The organism is Psychrobacter cryohalolentis K5, assembly GCF_000013905.1.
GTDB classification, from domain to species: domain Bacteria; phylum Pseudomonadota; class Gammaproteobacteria; order Pseudomonadales; family Moraxellaceae; genus Psychrobacter; species Psychrobacter cryohalolentis.
In genome coordinates, this window is the sequence record NC_007969.1 from 2,993,275 (window position 1) to 3,011,949 (window position 18,675).

16 protein-coding genes are annotated in these 18,675 nt (G+C 44.3%); 13 read left to right on the top strand and 3 right to left on the bottom strand.

Translation table 11 applies throughout. The features are described 5' to 3' along the window. Nucleotides 1-66: 66 nt before the first annotated feature. The 3 genes from PCRYO_RS12460 to hisA all read right to left on the bottom strand — a co-directional run bounded on the left by PCRYO_RS12460 (nt 67) and on the right by hisA (nt 2,973). A complete protein-coding gene (locus PCRYO_RS12460; RefSeq protein WP_011514722.1) occupies nt 67-372 on the bottom strand; it encodes a hypothetical protein in 306 nt (101 codons plus the stop codon). 84 nt (nt 373-456) lie between these two features. Then, nucleotides 457-2,175: a mechanosensitive ion channel family protein gene (locus tag PCRYO_RS12465; RefSeq protein WP_011514723.1), complete on the bottom strand. Its 1,719-nt coding sequence runs from the start codon at nt 2,173-2,175 to the stop codon at nt 457-459. 57 nt (nt 2,176-2,232) lie between these two features. Further along, nucleotides 2,233-2,973, bottom strand: a complete 741-nt coding sequence (hisA, locus tag PCRYO_RS12470) for a 1-(5-phosphoribosyl)-5-[(5-phosphoribosylamino)methylideneamino]imidazole-4-carboxamide isomerase (protein ID WP_011514724.1) — start codon at nt 2,971-2,973, stop codon at nt 2,233-2,235. A gap of 933 nt (nt 2,974-3,906) precedes the next feature. Between hisA and PCRYO_RS12475 the strand changes: the two genes are divergently transcribed. The 13 genes from PCRYO_RS12475 (at nt 3,907) to PCRYO_RS12535 (ending at nt 18,668) form a co-directional block, all read left to right on the top strand. Beyond that, nucleotides 3,907-5,259 carry a Na(+)-translocating NADH-quinone reductase subunit A gene (locus PCRYO_RS12475; protein ID WP_011514725.1) on the top strand — a complete coding sequence of 451 codons (1,353 nt, stop codon included), beginning with the start codon at nt 3,907-3,909 and terminating at the stop codon, nt 5,257-5,259. 5 nt (nt 5,260-5,264) lie between these two features. Beyond that, nucleotides 5,265-6,500 carry an NADH:ubiquinone reductase (Na(+)-transporting) subunit B gene (locus PCRYO_RS12480; protein ID WP_011514726.1) on the top strand — a complete coding sequence of 412 codons (1,236 nt, stop codon included), beginning with the start codon at nt 5,265-5,267 and terminating at the stop codon, nt 6,498-6,500. Next, a complete protein-coding gene (locus PCRYO_RS12485) occupies nt 6,481-7,413 on the top strand; it encodes a Na(+)-translocating NADH-quinone reductase subunit C (protein WP_011514727.1) in 933 nt (310 codons plus the stop codon). Before PCRYO_RS12480 ends, PCRYO_RS12485 begins: the two co-directional genes overlap by 20 nt. Nucleotide 7,414: 1 nt before the next feature. Further along, on the top strand, nt 7,415-8,086 hold the full coding sequence (locus PCRYO_RS12490; RefSeq protein WP_011514728.1) for an NADH:ubiquinone reductase (Na(+)-transporting) subunit D: 672 nt from the start codon (nt 7,415-7,417) through the stop codon (nt 8,084-8,086). Then, complete coding sequence (nqrE, locus tag PCRYO_RS12495; RefSeq protein ID WP_011281361.1) at nt 8,086-8,694, top strand: NADH:ubiquinone reductase (Na(+)-transporting) subunit E; 609 nt, start codon at nt 8,086-8,088, stop codon at nt 8,692-8,694. The genes PCRYO_RS12490 and nqrE overlap by 1 nt, the downstream gene beginning before the upstream one ends. A 123-nt stretch (nt 8,695-8,817) precedes the next feature. Then, nucleotides 8,818-10,053, top strand: a complete 1,236-nt coding sequence (gene nqrF, locus PCRYO_RS12500; RefSeq protein ID WP_011514729.1) for an NADH:ubiquinone reductase (Na(+)-transporting) subunit F — start codon at nt 8,818-8,820, stop codon at nt 10,051-10,053. A gap of 112 nt (nt 10,054-10,165) precedes the next feature. Continuing rightward, the gene (locus PCRYO_RS12505) at nt 10,166-10,966 is read left to right on the top strand and encodes an SDR family NAD(P)-dependent oxidoreductase (protein ID WP_020444515.1); all 801 of its coding nucleotides are present in this window, start codon (nt 10,166-10,168) and stop codon (nt 10,964-10,966) included. Between the two features lie 298 nt (nt 10,967-11,264). After that, nucleotides 11,265-12,413 carry an FAD:protein FMN transferase gene (locus tag PCRYO_RS12510; RefSeq protein ID WP_011514731.1) on the top strand — a complete coding sequence of 383 codons (1,149 nt, stop codon included), beginning with the start codon at nt 11,265-11,267 and terminating at the stop codon, nt 12,411-12,413. Between the two features lie 150 nt (nt 12,414-12,563). Then, a complete protein-coding gene (nqrM, locus tag PCRYO_RS12515; protein ID WP_011514732.1) occupies nt 12,564-12,809 on the top strand; it encodes a (Na+)-NQR maturation NqrM in 246 nt (81 codons plus the stop codon). Nucleotides 12,810-13,093: 284 nt separating this feature from the next. Further along, complete coding sequence (locus tag PCRYO_RS12520) at nt 13,094-14,413, top strand: MFS transporter (RefSeq protein ID WP_011514733.1); 1,320 nt, start codon at nt 13,094-13,096, stop codon at nt 14,411-14,413. Between the two features lie 90 nt (nt 14,414-14,503). Beyond that, nucleotides 14,504-15,316, top strand: a complete 813-nt coding sequence (locus PCRYO_RS12525) for an arylesterase (protein WP_011514734.1) — start codon at nt 14,504-14,506, stop codon at nt 15,314-15,316. Then, nucleotides 15,313-16,002, top strand: coding sequence for an ABC transporter ATP-binding protein (locus PCRYO_RS12530; protein ID WP_011514735.1), 690 nt, complete (start codon nt 15,313-15,315; stop codon nt 16,000-16,002). Before PCRYO_RS12525 ends, PCRYO_RS12530 begins: the two co-directional genes overlap by 4 nt. Then, entirely contained in the window at nt 16,002-18,668 is a 2,667-nt protein-coding gene (locus PCRYO_RS12535) for an ABC transporter permease (RefSeq protein ID WP_041753296.1), read from the top strand. The genes PCRYO_RS12530 and PCRYO_RS12535 overlap by 1 nt, the downstream gene beginning before the upstream one ends. Nucleotides 18,669-18,675 lie beyond the last annotated feature (7 nt).

Consider the following 18,675-nt stretch of genomic DNA (forward strand, 5'->3'; position numbering starts at 1 on the left):
GTATTAAAAAAGGCTAACGTTATCGTTAGCCTTTTTTGTGTCTTCAGTTTTCTAATAACAGATCTATCACTGCTCCGCAGGACTCATTTGCTCTAAGCGCGCAGCATCTGCTTGCTGTGCCTGATCGATCTTGGTAGTAGCATCATCTAGAATGGCTTTCGGCTCCTGACCTAAGGGCTTGCTTGCGATATCTGATGTATGGCTGTCATTAGCATTTCTCGTATCAGAACCATTATTTTCAGATACAGCTGCCTCACTACTCGCTGCTATAACTTCTCGGTTTTGTTCACGTTGACTGCCATTCATGACATTAAAACCCAATAACACAACCATACCAACGACCGCGAATATAATCAGATGTTTCATTTGCATAAAAATGTCTCGTCTAGTTCGATAAAATGTAGATAAACATTTCGCTGCATTTTCTATGCCGATTTTTATAGTTGGTATTCAGCACTATTCTTGCGGGCTACTATTACTTAATAAATCAGTTTCATCTGAATTTTCAGCAATTTCTTGCTCAACCTTTTCCATTAGCTTTTCGTCAGGGCGCGCATCAAGCACTTGATCGGCATTCCGACCTTGCAAGATATGCTTCGCCCGCGCCTTTGCTTGTTGCTTATCTTTATCTTCAATCGTAGTTTCAGCCGCTTGAGCATCATTAGCTATTTTAGAATCATTAGAAGGTTTAACGATGATAGGCGTTACTGTTATGTCTTCTTGAGACTTATCACCATTTCGACTGCTTTGGAAATACTCAAAAGCTTGCTCTAGATTATGGTTAAAGCGTAACTGATAAATGGGCTCAGGTAAGCTAAAACCTTCATCTTCTAAAGCATGCTTGGTCTCGCGAATAGCTATACTGCGGGCTTTGGAAAAATCAGCTTCTGATTGATTGACCCATACTTGGAACTGCAAAATAATGTTTGAGTCGCCTACCTCCTTGATAATCGCGGTGACTTTTGGCTTATCTAAGGCAAAATCCAATTGAGCAATCGCATCGATACCCACTTTGATGGCAGCAAGCGGATCGTCATTGGCATCAACGCCTAATTCAAAAGTGAAACGGCGCTCAGGATTTTTGGTGTAATTTAAAATCGTGGCTTTAAAGACTTCGGCATTGGGAATACGTAATTGATTGCCATCTAACGTCATTAAAATAGTCGCACGCGACGTCAGGCGCACCACTATTCCCTCTTGAGCATTAATCAAAATATGATCGCGGGCGCGAAATGGCTGGCGAATACTGAGCATTAAAGAGGCAATATAATTTTCAATAGTATCCTTAACCGCGAAACCAACGGCAATACCGATGACCCCAGCGCCGCCAAGTAGCGTTCCCAAAATCGTCTCCGCGCCGATCAGGCTTAACGCTAATATAAGCCCCAGAATAATAAAGATGACTTTGACGGTCTGCGACAATAATTCTGCGACAAAAGGATTGGGCGTTAAGCGCTGCCACATTTTTTGCCGATTGGACAACCAACTACCAAACCAAGTTACTAAAGCAAATAAAATAATTCCGACCAATAATAACGGCACAGCTTTGATAAGGTTTTTGGCTTGAGCTTTGATGCTTTGATAAACCGTCGTGACATTATCCTGGACATCAAGCGTTCGGTTAATCTTATCTTCAACTGTGACAACATCTGTCAAACGATTGGTAAGATTAATGGCTTGTTGGGCTTTTTTCTCGTTGGGTGTTTCACCGGTTAAAGTAACAACGCCTTGAGTGACACCAACATTAATTGCTTGCAAGCCTTCAATTTCTGAGAATATCCCACTGATACGTTGGCGGATGTCATTATCATGTTGCACAGTTTGAGCGGTTTCAATTTGAGTGTTATTACTGCTCTCGCCATCGATAGAAGGTGCAGGTTCAATTGAAATAGGGGTTAGCGGAGATGGTACAGCTGGCGCTTGAGCCGGCAAAGTGCCACTTTCAGGAGTATTACTAGGAAGAGGGGTGCTATTAATGTCATTAGCCGCATTAGGTAATGCGTTGCTATCAAGCACGGGCTTGGCAGTATTACTGTCTAATACAATAGGATTAACAGTTTCACTTTCTTGAGCGGCATAAGCTGGTAAACTTAATAGGATGCTTAATGGCAACAGCCATTGACTCCACATTTTTTGGCACTTGCGTGATGTAATGCAGTCAAAATAAGTGGCCATAAGCATCCTTGATTACGCCTTATCTATTCAAAATCTGATAAGCGTATTTTTCAAATATTATTTACCGTCCAAATAAAGTTGTGCCTCGCCCAAATCTAACGTGCCCTCATAGATAGCACGACCAGTAATGATACCTTCAATGCAATCACCATAAGGTTTTAACAACTCAATATCTTTCATATCGGTGACGCCGCCTGATGCAATCACTGGTAAGCCACCTTCACGTGCTAAATTAACGGTTTGCTCGACATTAACGCCTTGCATCATGCCATCACGGGCGATATCGGTATAGACGATAGAAGACACGCCAACATCAGCAAAACGTTTGGCAAGCTCTGTGGCTTTGGTGTCAGTCACGTTTGCCCAACCATGGGTTGCAACCATGCCATCTTTGGCATCGATACCAACGATAATGTGTCCAGCAAACTCACGGCACGCCTCAGCAACAAAATCTGGATCTTCAACCGCTTTGGTACCGATAATAATATAGGTCAGACCAGCAGTAATATACTGCTCAATAGTTTGCATATTGCGCACACCGCCGCCCAATTGAATTGGCAGTTTAGGAAAAGCTTTTGCAATGTCATGCACCACTTGCTTATGCACTGGAATCCCATCAAATGCGCCATTTAGATCGACCAAATGCAGACGGCGCGCGCCTTCTTTTACCCAACGTGCCGCCATCGCCACAGGGTCATCAGAAAATACCGTATCATCTTCCATACGACCTTGTTTTAAGCGCACACACTTACCATCTTTGAGATCGATAGCAGGGATAATCACAGGGACAGCGCACATATAGGATTCCTTATAAAACGATATTAATAATCAAAACTTGGAGGTAGGTTAGCTTACAAGAGCCATTTAAACACAAACTTAATATAAAATGTCTAGAACTGCCAATTTAAACAGGTCACGGTAAAGTCAATTCACTACCAAAGATGTATAAGCCTGATAGTGATTTAAAAATGATGTAAGTACTCTAGTCATAAAATCAACTAAAGTTTTCTCTCTATTGCAGCAGAAAACAGACAGTCATAACCATAAGTTTTAGCACAAAGGATTACTAGCAACATTGGGTAAATTCGATTACCAACTGGCAATTTTAGGTCAGTTTAGCGTATAATCCTAGGTAAATTTGTATTTGTGCGATAAAGCCAGATCGTCTGCTACCTATAGATGGTTTCGATCATTGCAAGATAGATGATAATGCGGTATTGATACGCTATTAAACGTTTTGCTTAGCAACGGCTGTTACTCAGTCCTAATATTTACCCTATAATCATAGGTTATTCAATAGCGCTTAGATAGCTTCTACTCAGTATCATAAGTCATTTATCTCTCATTTGTATTTAAGCAAATGGGTGGTGGTGCTTAAATCTCACAAATAGTATGGATTTTAAGATTTTAATAAATCGTATGGTAAAACCGTATTTTGTCTAACACCATTTCTTTAAGAGATGAGAATTAGATTGCAGTGTTTTAGTATACACCTTGGTAGCCAGTCGCCACTTTGGTCATTCGAATAAGACATTAACGTGTTGTTAAGGAGTCTAAGGTCAGCGTTAATACTCTTACTAGTAGTCATGAAGTGTCATTATTAAAAACCTTATCGCTGTCTTTTTATAAGATATGATTGGGTTATTTTAGTGATGGCGTTACCATTCATGCTGCCGATATACCACACAGGACGTCTGGTATCGTTTTAGACTATGGACTAAGTTTTCGCTTATGATTACCATCAAGAAAGGTTTGGATTTACCCATCACTGGTGAACCCTCCCGCGAGATATCTGAGCACAGACCCGCCCATGTGGCACTTATTGGCTATGATTACGTTGGTATGAAGCCGACGATGAATGTCAAAGAAGGCGATATCGTAGCAAAAGGTCAACCCGTTTTTGAAGACAAAAAACGGGCTGGCGTTATCTACACTGCGCCTGCTGCTGGTAAAGTCATCGCCATTAAACGCGGTGAACGTCGTGTGTTTGAAAGTCTTGTAATTGCGGTCGACCCAAATGGTGCGGAAGTAGAATTTCAGCGCTACGACTCCCAGCAACTTGCTGACCTAGATTCTGAAGTCGTTGAAACCCAACTGCTTGCCTCTGGTGAATGGACGGCGTTCCGTACGCGCCCCTTTAGCCGTGCTCCTGAAATCGGTGCGCGTCCTCATGCTATCTTCGTCACAGCCATGGATACCAATCCATTGGCATTTGACCCGATGTTGCTGATCAATGAGCAATTGCAGGCGTTCAATGACGGTCTTGCTGTATTATCCACTTTGAGCCCAAAGACCTTTGTCTGCCATCATGGCAATAGTCAGTTGACGCCAGTTGCAAAAACTGCAGCTAATAATGTCACTGAGTATCATAGCTTTGCGGGCAAACATCCTGCTGGTCTTGCAGGCACGCACATTCATTTCTTGCACCCTATCATGCGCGGTACAAGCGTTTGGACGATTGGTTATCAAGATGTGATTGCGATTGGCAAGCTATTTACTAGCGGGCGTTTATATACTCGTCGCCTGTTGAGCTTAGCTGGTCCTGCTGTTAGCAATCCTCATATTATCGCCACCGAACGCGGTGCGGATATTGCTGCCTTAACCAAAGGTAATTTGACAGCTGGCGAGAACCGTGTGATTTCAGGTTCAGTGCTGTCTGGGCGTCAAGTATTTGGCAATATTGCCTATCTTGGTCGCTTTGATAATCAAGTCAGTGTGCTAGCAGAAGGTCGTGAGCGTCCAGCGTTCCACTTCTTTACGCCAGGCGCCAACCGCTTCTCTAAACTGCCTATCTATATTTCGCAGTTTTTTGGTGGCAAAAAATATAACTTCACTACCACAAGCAATGGCTCACCTAGAGCGATGGTGCCAATCGGTGTCTATGAAGAAGTCATGCCACAAGACTATCTGCCAACCCAGCTATTACGTGCTTTGATTGTCGAAGACATTATCACGGCTGTAGATTTGGGTGTACTTGAATTGGACGAAGAAGATTTAGCATTATGCACCTTCGTATCTCCTGGCAAATATGAATTCGGCGATATTTTGCGTGATAACTTAACGCGCATTGAGCTGGAGGGCTAACCACGATGAAATTTTTACACAATATGTTCGATCGTATGGAGCCGTCTTTCACCAAGGGTGGCAAACACACAAAATACTACGCCATCTTTGAGATGTTTGATACGTTTTTGCGTCAACCAAGCTCAACGACATACGCCTCATCACATGTACGCGACGGTATTGACCTTAAGCGTATTATGATTACCGTCTGGTTATGTACCTTCCCAGCCATGTTTTGGGGTATGTACAATATCGGTCATCAAGCATTAACTGCGATTGCAACCCTTGGCTTACAGCCTGAAGGCTGGCGCACCATTATCACCAGTATGGCAGGCTACAACCCAGACAGTATCTGGGCAAGCTTCGTCTACGGTGCTATGCAGTTCTTACCGATTTATCTTGTGACCTTTGGGGTTGGTATTCTCTGTGAGATTATCTTTGCCGTCGTCCGTGGTCATGAAGTCAACGAAGGCTTCTTTGTTACCTCTGTACTGTTTGCACTATGTCTGCCACCCGATATCCCATTATGGCAAGTTGCCTTAGGTATTATCTTTGGTGTGGTCGTGGCAAAAGAGGTATTCGGTGGTACAGGTAAAAACTTCCTTAACCCTGCCCTATCGGGTCGTGCGTTCTTATACTTTGCTTATCCGGCTTATATGTCAGGCGACTCAGTATGGACCGCGGTTGATGGTTTTTCAGGTGCAACGCCACTTGGTCTTGCTGCCCTTGGGGTTGTCCCACAAGATTTTGTCGATGTTTATGGCAATGCCATCACGTGGAGTGATGCATTCTTAGGCAACATGCAAGGCAGTATCGGTGAAGTATCGACGCTAGCTATCTTAATGGGTGCTGCTGTCCTACTTTGGACGCGCATTGCCTCATGGCGCATCATGGCAGGTTGTGTGGTTGGTCTGATTGCCACATCTCTTGTGTTTAATATGATTGGCTCTGAAGACAATATGATGATGAGCTTGCCGTTTTACTGGCACTTAGTGATCGGTGGTTTTGCTTTTGGTGCCGTGTTTATGGCAACTGATCCAGTATCTGCTGCGCATACCAATAAAGGGCGCTGGGCTTACGGTATCTTGATTGGTTTTATGACCGTATTGATTCGTGTCATTAATCCAGCTTTCCCAGAAGGCATCATGCTAGCCATTTTATTTGCTAACTTATTTGCGCCACTGTTTGACTATTTTGTCACTCAAGCAAATATCAAACGCCAAACTGCTCGGAGGGTTCGCTATGTCCAAGCCCAAAAGTAATAACGCAAAAACCATCAGTGTGGCGTTGACGCTATGCTTGGTGTGTTCGGTATTGGTCTCAGCTGCGGCTGTGGGTCTAAAGCCTGCGCAAGTAGAAAACGCGCGCTTAGACCGTAATAAAAACATCTTGGTTGCCGCTGGTATGTTTGACCCTGCGTCTGATACCAATGAAGATGTGGCGGAGCGCTTTAAAGATTTTGAGGTAAAAATCGTTGACCTAAATAAAGGCAACTACCTTGATGATGACGCGCTGACCGCTGCTGGCATCCCTGACCGTAATGCTTATGACGCCAGCCAAGCAACTAAGAATAAAGCACTGAGTGAAGATTTGGGTGGTAATGATCCTGCCGGTATCGGTCGTAAGCCTAAATATGCCAAAGTTTATGTCAAAAATGACGACGCTGGACAACCTGAAATAGTGGTACTACCGATCCAAGGCTACGGTCTTTGGGGTACTATCTATGGTTTCTTGACCCTTGAAAGCGACATGAATACCATCAAAGGTATCAGTTTCTATGACCATAAAGAAACTCCAGGTCTAGGCGCTCGTATCGAAGAGCCAGAATGGCGTGCGATGTGGAGTGGTATTCATTCTTATGATGACAAAGGTGCCGTTGCTACTGGCGTAACCAAAGCTGGTAACCCAAAAGAGAACTGGGTTGACGGTATCAGTGGTGCAACTTTGACCAGTCGCGGCGTCAGTAACATGATCCAGTTTTGGCTTGGCGAGCAAGGCTATAAGCCGTACTTAGATCAGCTGCGTAAAGAGAGTGGTGAAACACTGGTAGACGCTGAAGTAAAAGCAAGTCAAAGCCCTTATAAAAAACTGGGTCAAAACTTACATCAACAGCAGGCGCATTCTGTAACCGAACTGGTAGCAGTGATACCAGCAGCACACGGCAAGGAGGCATAACATGGCTGATACAAAAAGTATTTTAACCTCGCCCATTTTTGATAATAACCCTATTGCTCTACAGATATTAGGTATCTGTTCGGCATTGGCGGTAACGACCAGTGTAGCAAATGCACTAGTGATGAGCGTGGCATTGACCTTGGTCACAGCATTTTCAAGCTTTTTTATCTCTATTATCCGTAAGCAAATCCCATCGAGTATTCGTATTATCGTGCAGATGACGATTATTGCTTCATTGGTTATCTTGGTCGATCAGATACTAAAAGCGGTCGCTTATGATGTCAGTAAAGGCTTGTCGGTATTTGTTGGTTTGATTATCACCAACTGTATCGTCATGGGACGTGCTGAAGCATTTGCCATGAGCAATCCGCCTATTCCAAGTTTCTTGGATGGTATCGGTAACGGTTTGGGTTATTCAGCCGTATTATTATTTGTCGCCAGTATTCGTGAAATCTTGGGTGCAGGCAGCTGGTTTGGTATCACCATTTTACAAACTGCGACCGACGGTGGCTGGTATGTACCAAATGGTTTATTGCTACTACCGCCGTCAGCATTCTTCATTATCGCCCTGTTTATCGTGATTATCCGTACATGGAAACCTGATCAGGTCGAAGATGCTGAATTTGTAATGAAGCCGCAATCTAAAGGCATGGCTCAAGGGGGCGGTCACTAATGGGACATTATGTCAGTTTATTTATAACCTCGGTCTTTATCGAGAATATGGCGCTGGCCTACTTCTTAGGTATGTGTACCTTTTTAGCGGTATCAAAAAAGGTTTCAACCGCCATCGGTCTTGGGGTAGCAGTCGTTGTCGTGATGGCCATTACCGTACCGCTAAATAACCTACTGTTCCAGTTCATCCTAAAAGATGGTGCGCTGGCATGGGCAGGTTTCCCTGATATCGACTTAAGCTTCTTAGGCTTACTCAGTTATATCGGTTTGATTGCTGCCACTGTACAGATTTTAGAGATGTTCTTAGATAAGTTCGTCCCAAGTCTGTATAACGCACTCGGTGTGTTTTTGCCACTTATTACCGTTAACTGTGCCATATTAGGTGGCGTACTGTTCATGGTAGAACGTGACTATAACTTTGGTGAATCAGTGGTGTACGGTGTCGGCGCAGGCTTTGGTTGGGCACTGGCGATTACCGCATTGGCAGGTATTCGTGAAAAATTGAAATACTCAGACATTCCAGCGCCGCTGCGCGGTCTTGGTATTACCTTTATCACGGTTGGTCTGATGTCACTTGGCTTTATGTCGTTTGGCGGTATGTCAATTTAAACCGCTGAGCTTAAAAGCTTATTTAGCGATTTGACCTATTTAATTCATTTATTCGGTAGGGGTTCAGAGAAAACGCAATGACGTCTTTTCCCTCCCCTACTCCATAGATTAAGGATACCTACCATGGATTACGCTACGGCGATTGGTGGCGTTGCTATGTTTACCTTGATCATCATGGGTCTCGTTGCCATTATTTTGGCAGCGCGCTCACGACTGGTCAGTTCAGGCGATGTTACTATCCATATTAATGATAATCCCGAGAATGACGTTGTAACACCTGCAGGCGGCAAACTGCTACAAACATTGGCAAGCGAAGGTATTTTCTTATCTTCAGCCTGTGGTGGCGGTGGTACTTGTGCCCAGTGTCGTTGCCGCGTGATTGAAGGAGGCGGATCTATTCTGCCTACCGAAGAAGGTTACTTTACCCAAGGTGAGATTCGCAATCATATGCGTCTTGCCTGTCAGGTAGCCGTCAAGCAAGATATGAAAATTGAGATCGATCCTGAATTCTTTGATGTGCAAAAGTGGGAATGTGAAGTTATCTCTAATGATAACGTTGCGACCTTTATTAAAGAATTGGTGCTGAAGATTCCAGATGGTGAAGAAGTGAACTTCCGCGCTGGTGGTTATGTACAGTTAGAAGCGCCACCGCATGAAGTGCATTATAAAGACTTTGATATTGCTGAAGAGTATCAAGACGATTGGAATAACTTTGGCATCTTTAAATACGTCTCAAAAGTTGATGAGCCTGTTATCCGTGCCTATTCAATGGCTAACTATCCGGATGAAAAAGGTTTAATCAAATTTAATATCCGTATTGCCAGTCCGCCGCCGCGCGGTCCTGATGGTATTCCACCGGGAAAAATGTCTTCTTGGACCTTTAGCCTAAAACCTGGCGATAAAGTCACAGTATCTGGTCCTTATGGTGAGTTCTTCGCCAAAAAGACCGAAGCTGAGATGATATTTGTCGGTGGTGGTGCTGGTATGGCACCGATGCGCTCGCACATTTTCGATCAGCTCAAACGCCTCAATTCTGATCGTAAGATTAGTTTCTGGTATGGCGCGCGTTCTATTCGTGAGATGTTCTACGTTGAAGATTATGATCAGCTAGAAGAAGAGTTTGCTAACTTTGAGTGGCATGTGGCATTGTCTGATCCATTACCAGAAGATAACTGGGATGGCTATACAGGCTTTATCCATAATGTCTTGTTAGAGGAATACCTCAAAGACCATCCAAATCCAGAAGATTGTGAATACTATATGTGTGGGCCACCGATGATGAATGCGGCGGTCATCGATATGCTGCACAGCATGGGTGTTGAAGATGAAAATATCATGCTTGATGACTTTGGTGGTTAATTGGGGTAGTTAAGCTTAATCGTTAAGCAACCACAATTAATAGAATAATATATGCTAAATTAAGAGTCTCAATTGAGGCTCTTTTTTTATGGGCGAAACGGAAAGGATTCCTATGAAAACCAACTATAAAGATTTGACCATTTGGATAACAGGCGCGTCAAGCGGTATCGGTGAAGCATTAACCATCGCCTTTGCCAAACGCGGCGCTCGTATTATTCTAAGTGGACGTGATGAAGAAAACCTAGCACTGGTAAAAAGCCGCTGTAAAAATAGTAAAAAACATATCGTTATCCCTTTTGATATAACCGATGTTGAGCAAGCAAAACTAGCATACGCTACCGCTAAAACTCAAGCAGGAAAAATCGATTGGCTGATTAATAATGCAGGTATCAGTCAACGCGCGCTTATCATGGATACCACTGAAGACGTCGAGCGACAAATTATGGACATAGATTACTTTGCGCAGACGCGTCTGAGCAGATTGGTATTGCCAGATATGCTCGAACAAGGTGGCGGCAAAATAGTGATGATATCAAGTGTTGCAGGGTTACTCGGTACACAATATCGCGGTGCTTATGGTGCTGCAAAAGCGGCTATTCATATGTGGGCGAACAGTCTGCGTGCTGAATTGCACGAGCAAGGGATAGAAGTAGCAACGATATTCCCAGGATTTATTCAAACCAATATCTCTATTAATGCCTTGACTGGCGACGGTAGTGCACAAGGGACGATGGATGCGGCAACCAATAAAGGACTAACTGCGACTAGCTTTGCCAAACAAGTCGTCAAAGCCCTTACTAAAGGGGAAGAGTATATTATCGTTGCTGGTCGCAAAGAAAAGCTCGCCACCAAGGTTAATCGCCTATCACCGCCAAAACTTTATAAGCTCATTCGTGAGTCGCAAGTCAAATAAATCTAGCATGTTAAATAACTATAATTAGTGACATGTGATATCGCTACATCACGTACGGCTGGTATTAATTTTTCTTGCTTGCTATGCCTACATAGACCGCAAAAAATTCATACCAGCCCTACCGTAGCTTTTTTAGGTATTTTAGCTATATATATTACATAGCAATCAATATCTGAAAATGTTTTAAGCCAACAATTGGCGTTATGGGTGACAAGGGGTGTAAAATAGGCAACGCTTAGCTTATTTAATAGCTAACGCCTCATTTATCCCTTCGCTATATCAAGTTGTGATGACTCATATGAAAAACCCAAGCATGCAAAAATCAATACCACTCTCATTTTCTGTCAAATCGATGAATACCGCCCTACTACCTATTATTGCTATAAGCACTGCACTAGGGATGAGCGCTTGCCAGCAAAAGACCGATTATAATAATCTGAGCGGTGAGACCATGGGCACCAGCTATCATATTAGCTATCAGTTGCCTAAGGGCGCTGATGAAGCGACTATACAAGCAGCCATCGATAAGCGCCTGCAAGATATCAATGACAGTATGTCCACTTATCAAGCGGACTCTACCATCTCTAAATTTAATCAATTAGGCAAAGATGAGCCTATTACCATCGATGAAGATTTTAATCATGTGTTGGTAGCTTCAAGACAAGTTTATGAGCTATCGGGTGGTGCCTTTGATCCTACAGTGATGCCATTGATAGACACTTGGGGCTTTGGTAGCACGATGACCGTTGAGCGTTTGCAAAGCCCACCGACGGCGCTTGAGATTGCGCAAGCCAAAGCCTTGGTCGACTTTGAAAGTATCATTCAAAAAGATAAGACTATCTATAAAGCCAAAGATGGCATTGGGCTTGATTTTTCAGCAGTGGCTAAAGGCTATGGTGTCGATGTCATCGCTGATGTGCTAAAAAACAATTATCAAATTCGCAATTATATGGTTGAGATTGGTGGTGAGGTGGCAACCTCTGGTGTCAGTGCGCAACAACAACCTTGGCAAATTGCGATTGATGCACCAATTGAAGGTAGTACCGTCAGCGAGCGTCAAACTATGGCAGTGATTCGCCAACCGATAAATAATGGCAACACGATGCATCTGGCGACCTCTGGCAACTATCGAAACTCAGTCGTCTTTGATGGTAAGCACTACAGTCATACCATTGACCCGACCACAGGTGAGCCGATTGTAGGTGGTGCGCCATCGGTAACCGTCGCGGCAGACACCGTCGCGCTGGCTGATGCTTGGGCAACCGCCTTAACTGCTATGCCTTACAAAAAAGCTTTGAGCGTCGCCAAGGAGCAAAACATAGCGGCATTGTTTGTCGTGTTGGCAGATGGTGTGAGCATAGAAGCAGCTGCGGACAGCATTGATGATTGGCAAGTGGTGCAAACACCTGCTATGCAAGCATTACGTGCTGATAAAAAGTCCAGCTAAATCTAAAAACACTAATAGAAGCTAATTCGGTATCTTTCTGAAATTGTCTTACTAAGCTGAGAAGCTCAAACGGACAAGATGAATTTTTGCTATACTATTAAGAGGTTATCACACAGATAACCGTCCTACTTTTAACGCGAGGTCTCCTCTATGCTTAGCCAACTGCTTCCCATGCTTGCTATCACCTTTACCGTATTCATGCTGTTTTTTATCTTTATGGGTATCGGTTATATGGTCAATAAAAAGCCGCTTAGAGGATCTTGTGGCGGTGTTGCCAAATTGATGGGCAATGAGAAATGCTCGTACTGCGGTGATGATCCTAATAAATGCGATTCTCTAATCGCTGAACAACAAGAGAACGCTTTAAAAGCGGCTCAATTGGGCAAATCAGTATAAATAGTCGGTTTGTTACCATACGCTGGTAGTATTTAGCCGTCATTTGTTCTTATAATAGCGCCAGACCTTATAAAAAAAGGGCTGGCGCTATTTTTTTATGGCGCAGCGTTATTGTTCTACATCACTACTTATAGATATTCATATTGCCTTACCCGTTAAGGTAGCAAGTTCATATGAATTGCTTTCTGCCAATATTTCGATATTCTATTTTTTCGTCTCACTCATCTTCTTTGTGAGATTTTTTCGGTGTTATTTTGCAAGCGACGACTCTTCGGCGCTGTTTAATGACGTGTCCTTTTTCTTATTCTAATAATAGTCGTGCTGCCATGTCTACCTCTCCTAATGTGCAAAATGATTTGCCTTTACAGTCTCAGACGGATAAGCCTTTGCCGTTTCAGCTGCCCTCTTCGCGCTTTACGTTTTGGCTGGTGCTATGTGCCATGATTCTATTGGCGACCAATATGCGCTCGCCCATTGTGGCACTAGGTTCTATAGCGCCGGTGGTTCAAGGAGCGCTCAATATCTCCGAAACCCAAATTGGCTGGCTTGGCGCGGTGCCGATGCTGACTTTTGCACTTGGGGCTTTTATTTCGCCAGCGATTGGTAAGCGTTTTGGGCTTGAAAACACTTTAATTGCGATGATTAGCCTCCTAACAATAGGTATGATTATTCGCAGCCTTATTCCCACTTGGATGGGGTTTTTGGGCGGCACATTACTGTTGACGTTAGCGATTGGTTTTGCTAATACCCTTGCGGCGCCTGTTATCAAGCAACGTACGCCCAATCATATTCCTTTAGTTACTGGATTATTCAGTCTCACTATGACCGTGTCGGCAGGGATTGTCGCGGGCGTGGTCTTGCCATTATCTGAGCAAGTAGGCTGGCAATGGGCGCTTGGTGGTTGGTCGATTTTGGGCGTCTTTGCCTTAATAATATGGGTACTGCTACGACTGCGTTTGGGTTCTTCAAACCATCAGCCCGTAGTACCGCTTGCTGAAGGCGTTCAAGCCCCATCGCCCATCTCTATGTGGCGCACACCCTTTGCTTGGCAAATTGCGATATTTATGGGCTTACAATCGCTGCTTTTTTATACGGCTGCCAGTTTTTTACCGTCGATTTGGCTCAGTAAAGGCTTGTCAGCAGTAAGCGCGGGACAGATGAACTCGGTATTCCAGTTTATGGCACCTGTGGCGATTTTAAGCTTAACATGGTTGGTCAATCGTGGACGACCTATTCAGGCACTGGCGGTACTTGCAGCGGTTTTAAATGTGATTGGTATCTTAGGTGTCAGCTATTTATCTGCTGATTTGGCGTGGTTGTGGTCGGCGCTGATGGGCATTGGTTGTTCAGCGATTTTTACCTTAAGTATGATGCTGTTTTCAATGCGTACTTATACCGCCAATCAATCAAGTGAGCTATCGGGTATGGCGCAAGCAGTCGGTTATTTGATTGCGTTTTTTGGTCCATTGGGGACTGGTTGGTTACATGAAGCAACGGATAGCTGGGATTTGCCCTTATTGATTATGCTGATATTGATGGTGGTAAACGTAGGATTTGCATGGCTGGTCAGCCGTCCGGTGATGGTCGATGGGAAGAAGGTTTAGTTTTTATCATTAATCGATTAACTTTTGCACCATATTGCTGTTTATCTGATTCTGCTAGACTGGCTCTATTGCCTATAGGACAGCAGAATTATGATGAACAGACCTTTTCGCTTGCCGCAGCGCTTGCTCACGGTTGTCGCATTGACGGTAGCAATCGCAATCAGTGGTTGCCAAAAAACGCCTGATGCTAATGAAGCTCAGACGGATACTGGCAGTCAAAACAGCAATAAAAATACCAGTCAAACCTCCGATATCCAAGTGTCTCAAACCACATCTACAACGAACCCTGCTGAACAACCAGCGCCTTTGACCATATTGGCATTAGGTGACTCGTTAACCGAAGGGCTTGGCGTTGATAATGATGACAATTACCCTGCTCAATTACAAACACGCTTACAAGAACTTGGTTATAAAGATGTAAAAGTCATCAATTCAGGATTGAGCGGCGAGACCAGTACCGGTTTGGTCAATCGCTTGGATTGGGTATTACAGACCAAACCTGATATCACTATTTTGACCATTGGTGCCAATGATGCTATTCGTGGTATTGATGTCGCGACGGTTGAAGCAAATATTCGTACTGCCGTAAAACGCTTACAGGACAATGACAGCGTGGTTATCTTGGGCGGTATGCAGATCTATGACAACCTTGGCTCTGATTATGTAAAATCTTTTGCAGCGATATATCCAAGAGTGGCGAAAGACATGAACGTGACGCTTATTCCGTTCTTTTTAGACGGTGTTGGCGGCGACCCTAAGCTCAATCAAGCCGATGCCATTCATCCGACCAAAGAAGGTTATACGCTGATCGTTAATAACAATATCTTGCCGATATTACAGCCTGAGCTTAAAAAAATAAATCCGTCGAATGTGACCAATACGCCTACTGAGACAGCACAATGACATCAGCATTACCTACCTCGCAAGCAGCGCTGCTCACTGCCACTAAGCTAAATAAAACCGTACACGTTGGTGACCAGTCCTTGTCTATTATTAAAGACGTCGACATTCACGTTAATGCTGGCGAGTTTGTGGTGATCATGGGTAAATCTGGCTCTGGCAAATCCACCTTGTTGGGTTTGTTAGCGGCATTAGATTATCCTGATAGCGGCGACGTTGAGCTGGCAGGTCAAACCTTAAGCCGATTAAATGAAGATGCGCTAGCCATCATTCGACAGCGCGATATGGGGTTTGTTTTTCAATCCTTTCATCTACTACCAACGCTAACCGTTGCTGAAAACATCGCTTTTCCATTAGATATTGCCCGTCGCCCAGATGCGGCGCGTGTCGATGAGTTGATGGAGGCAGTTGATTTGGGTCATCGGCGTCATAGCTTGCCAAACCAGTTATCAGGTGGCGAGCAGCAGCGTACAGCAGTTGCTCGCGCATTGGTATCACGCCCAAAGATTGTATTTGCTGATGAGCCTACCGGCAACTTAGATGAACAAAATGCCAATCAAGTGATGCAGCTATTACTGGATTTGCGTCAGAAAACTGGCTCAGCGTTGGTAGTGGTCACCCATGATTCAGCACTAGCTGACATGGCAGATCGCGTTATCACCATGCATGATGGGCGGATTGTATCGTAATGGATAATAAAAATGTAGAAGACACCTCATCGACTGATATTACTAATACCACCATGGCTAAAGAGTCAGACGCTAATGGCGGTATCGTACGCCAGCTATTGACGAGTACCCTTGGTTTACAAAAATTAGGTTTACAAGGATTGGGTGCGCAAGCACTCAGCCGTAGCTGGTGGCAGCGCTGGATATATCCAGTATTATTTTTACTGACTTTGACGCTGTCACTTGCGACCTACCTCACACTGGACTCTATCCAGCAGTCAGTTGACACCTATATCAATGATAATCAGCGCGCTTTGGTCGGTGGCGATTTAATATTAAACAGTAAGCAAGATTGGCCAAGCGAAGTATTAACGCAGATTGATACCCTTGCCGACACACAAACGGTTTTTGACTATCAGTTTAGCGCGATGGTCGTCACTGATGAGCAGACTTTGCTTGCCAGCATAAAAGCAGTTTCCCAATCCTACCCATTATATGGTGACGTCGAGCTGGCATCAGGACAGTCCTTATGGCAGCAGCTTACAGCCAATAATATAGTGGTCGCCCCCGAAGTACTCAAAAGTTTAAACGCTGATATTGGTGACCAAATCACTATTGGTGATGCGCAATTCATCATTAGTGATGTGCTGACAAAAGAGCCTGACCGTCCGCTGAGCGCCTTTGGCTTTGGTGGGCGTATTTTGATGCCCCAGCAGGCATTAGAGGCAACCAATCTATTGGGACAGCGTAGCCGTATTAATTACCGTATTGAGCTGGCAGGTAATGCAGAATTGATGGCGACCCAGCGCGATAAACTGACGCAAATATTGACGAATTATCCTGATATCGAGCTCTCTGATGCAGAATCTGCGGACACCTCGGTATCGCGTATCTCTGATAATGTATTGATGTTTTTAAAGCTTTTGGTCATTGCCGTATTGTTATTGTCCGCAGTGGCTATGTATGGCGTCATCACAGCATTTGTGACCAAGCAGCAGTCGAGCAATGCGATACGTTTGGCACTGGGTGAGCCCCTTAAGTCGCTAAAACGCAGCTACTATCAGCTCCTTATTATCACTGCCATCATCGCTTGTATCGCAGCAATTTTAGTCAGCTTTGGCTTACTCAAAGTCGGTCAGCCTTATCTTGTGGCTATCTTGCCAACGGATGTCAGCTTGGCTATTAATCCTATTAGTGCCATCAAAACCACCGTCATAGCCTTGGTGCTTACGCTACTCATCGCCCAACGTGGCTTGAGCGCATTGAATACCACCAAACCTGCTACCTTGCTCAATCAAGGTGCAAGCTCAGCTGTGCAACACCTGCCTTGGTATAAACGCTTGCCGTTACTTTGGTATGGGTTGATGCTGGCTGGTCTATATGTGTTTTTTGTTTATGAAGTAGGTGGATGGTTATTTGGCGCGCAGTTATTAATCGGTTTAATTGGCTTTGTGAGTATATTTTGGCTATTGGCACGCGGCTGGCTGTGGTTACTGGCACGTATCGCAAGTAACGCTAAAATAGGCTGGATGCAGCGTATTGCGATTCATAACCTTGCGCGTAAAGGCAACCAATCGGCATTATTTTTTGTCACCTTAGCACTATCGGTAGCCGTACTGACTCTCATTACAACACTTAATTACAGTATCAACGCCCAGTTTATTAACGCTTATCCTGAAGATGCACCCAATTTATTTTTGTTAGATATTCAGAGTAATCAGCATGATGAGATTGATAGCATTATTGGCGCACCAGTGAGCTACTACCCTGTTATACGCGCTCGAGTAGTGACTGCCAATAATATACCTGTGCAGGATATCGAGCCTGCTGATGGCTTTGATGACCCTGCACGTGTCTTTAATCTCAGCTATGCAGATACAGTAATGGACACTGAATTCATTACGGATGCTGTAGTAGACAATCAGCTGTATGCACCCATTAACAATGAAAATAAAGACTCATCGTCAACCGTTGCGCCTTTATCTATTTTGGATACTGCTGCCAGCTTACTGAATGTCGGTATGGGTGATGAAGTGCGTTTTAATATCCAAGGGATTGAAATCGTCGGGCAGATTACCAGTATCCGCTCGCGTTTCGAGCAAGGACCCAGTCCTTATTTTTACTTTTTATTTGAGCCAGCTGTTCTCTCTGCTGCCCCGCAGATTCAATTTGCCACCGCCCATGTAAACGCTGATGATATTCCAGATCTGCAAGGAAAAATGGTACGACAATTCCCTGCGGTGACGACGATAGACGGTACAGCTATCGCTCAGCAAATTCAAGAGCTTGTGGTGCAAATGAGCCGTTTGGTCTACGTCTTTACGCTACTCGCCTTACTGACTGGTGTCATGGTACTGATTAGCTCGTTATTATCCACCTCACAAGACCGTCTGCAAGAAAGCGCCTCATTTAGGCTGCTAGGGATGCAAAAACGCGACTTGTATATGCTAAACATACTAGAGCTTGGGGTATTGGGAATTAGTGCGGCGACATTTGCGATCATTATCGCCAGCGTGGGCGCATGGGCTGCCCTCACCCAATGGTTTAATCTACGCTTTAGTGTGCCATGGGCAAGCCTGAGTATTGGTAGTATGGCGTTAGTCGTATTGCTGTTTGCCATTGCCATTATTTATGTGAGACTGGTGATTGGTCGCGGGATTATGGCGAGGGTAAGGGCGATGATCTAAGTATCTT